The organism is Salinicola socius, from assembly GCF_001937195.1.
Taxonomy (GTDB): domain Bacteria; phylum Pseudomonadota; class Gammaproteobacteria; order Pseudomonadales; family Halomonadaceae; genus Salinicola; species Salinicola socius.
In genome coordinates this window covers 1-2338 of sequence record NZ_MSDO01000047.1, presented here as the reverse complement: position 1 = coordinate 2338, position 2338 = coordinate 1, and the positions used below count along the sequence as shown (strand labels likewise).

Below are 2338 nucleotides of genomic sequence, written 5' to 3'. Positions count from 1 at the left end.
AATACCTTCGATCTTGGGGTGGCGTTCGGACGGGCCCGAAACGGCAGCAACCCCGCCGGCGGGTTCAACACCTCCAGCCTGGGGAATGCGCTGTCCGTGCCCGGGGCCTCGTTCGGGATCTTCGATGGCGACACCCTCGCGCTCGCCGTCAACGCCATCCGCCGCGACTCCAATGCCCGCGTCCTCTCCACGCCGCAGATCCTCACCCTCTCCGGTCAGCGTGGCACCATCAGCGTCGGCCAGAACGTCCCGTTCATCACCGGGCGGATCACCGGCCAAGCGGCCAACATCGAAAACCCGTTCCAGACCATCGAGCGCAAGGACATCGGCATCACCCTGAACGTGTTCCCGGTGGTCACGCCCTCCGGACTGGTGGTCATGGACGTCAACACCGCCGCCGACAGCCTGACCGACTCGCTGCTGGCCTCGGACATCATCACCAACCAGCGCAGCATCGCCACCACGGTCCAGATCCAGTCCGGCCAGTCGGTGCTCCTGGGCGGCCTCGTCTCCGAAGAAAACCGCCGTCAGGAGAACTCCGTCCCGGTGCTCTCCGGTATCCCCGTCATCGGCGGCCTGTTTCGCTCCACCTCGACCAGCAGCCAGACCAGCAATCTCTATGTGCTGCTCCAGGCCACCGTGCTACCGACTCAGGAAACCGCCTCATGACCTCGACAACGGCTATCGATAGCTTTTCCCGCGACGATCGCGGCGGATCTCATAGACAGCCACTATCCAACGCCTGGGTACCGCTCGCCCAATGGCTCGCGATCCTGGCCATGACGGTCGAGCACGTCTCCAAGTTCCTCTGGCCGGATGCCGCGTTCACGCCCTGGGCTATCGCTCTCGGCCGTATCGCCTTCCCGCTATTCGCCGGCATGGTCGCGTGGCATCTCCTCCACAACACCCGCCGACCGGCTCGCTACGGCCTCCGGCTGCTCTGGGTAGGCTCCCTGGCGCAACTGCCCTATGCCCTGGTGATCACACCCGACAAGCTCAACGTCTGCTTTACCCTCGGCCTGGGCATGCTCTCCGTCATCGCCCTGCAGCAGTTCCAGGAACGCACCCTCCAGGCTGCCATCGGCATCGTCCTGGTCATCCTGGCTCTCTCGATCAGCCCCCACGTCGAGTACGGCCTGTTGGGCCTGCTCCTGGTGCCGGCGTTCGTGCTGGCCTACCGCTACCCACACCGAACCGTCGCCGCGATCCCGGCATTGCTCCTGGCCGCCATGATCAACGGAACACCGCTTCACATGCTGATCAGCACCGCCACGGCCATGACGCTCGTCCTGCTGGCCAGCGGCTCGATACGCCTCGACGTTCCGATCCCGGCCATTCCGCGTCCGCTCCGGCTCTCCTGGTACCCGCTGCATCTCGCCACTATTGCCGTCATCACCTGGGGAATCACGCCATGAGGATCTTCATCACGGACTGCCGGGGATCGATGACTAGTGAGCCTGGGCGAATCTGTCGTGGATCAACGGGAGTCAAAGCACGTTATGCCCAACACGACATAACAGGAAAAACCACTGGTTCACTGCGTGTCATTACATGTCATTGGCAAAACCCGATGCACATATCGGAACAGGTACTTACGGGGGAGCACCTCATAAATGATTATCCAGCCATACCACTCGGCGAGACCCTCCCTGTAACACGTCTCGCAGATTAACTAACGAAACCGTCATAAACCGTCATTGACCGTCATTGACCGTCATTACAAGGAACATGCCATGAAACGCTGGGAACGCTACTCCATCGAGTCACTCATCGAAGACCGTGAAGACCCCAGGGGTCGGCTTTTTCTGAGTCCCAAGGGCCAGCAGCAACTCGGCCACATCAAGTTTCTGCACTCTGGCGTCGACACCGTGCGTCAGCTTTACGCCGGCAAGCCGTGCATGCACCTGTTCGATCAGATCATCGAGACGTATCGCGAAGGACGTGGCGCCACCATCGAACTGTTCGGTACCACCTGGATCGTCGGCGCCGGCAACACCAACAGCGGCTTCCGCTACCGGCTCCAGAACAACGAGCTTGGCGTCATCGTCCTGTTCTACGCCCGGCACACCAAGGCCGAAGACATCGGCACCCACCTCAAGATCGAGCTATCGCCCCACTTCATCCACGAGCGCAGTACCGCCGATATCCAGACTTACCTGGACAGTATCGCCAAGGAACTGCTGGCCCACGTCGAGCCCATGGGCTGTGCCGTTCACCTCGCCCTGGACGTCCAGGGCTGGAAGCCCCCGAAAGATTTCATGGACCGCTTCGTCACCCGCTCCAAAAAGGTCACCAAGATCGACGGCATCGGGGACTTCACCTTCAACCACGGCACCAT

The 2338-nt window shown here is 61.7% G+C and carries 1 protein-coding gene and 2 pseudogenes; all 3 read left to right on the top strand.

The genetic code is table 11. The annotated features are described in order from the left end of the window. Positions 1–669 (top strand): annotated as a pseudogene (locus BTW07_RS18545) (secretin N-terminal domain-containing protein); the annotation flags it as partial. Further along, positions 666–1415, top strand: a complete 750-nt coding sequence (locus BTW07_RS18540) for a TraX family protein (protein ID WP_083942077.1) — start codon at positions 666–668, stop codon at positions 1413–1415. The pseudogene BTW07_RS18545 and the gene BTW07_RS18540, both read left to right, overlap by 4 nt. A gap of 318 nt (positions 1416–1733) precedes the next feature. Next, positions 1734–2338: pseudogene (locus tag BTW07_RS18535) on the top strand (hypothetical protein); the annotation flags it as partial.

Coding starts and splice junctions, on each gene's coding strand:
- BTW07_RS18540 (WP_083942077.1), top strand. CDS start 666: ATGACCTCGACAACGGCTATCGATAGCTTTTCCCGCGACGATCGCGGC.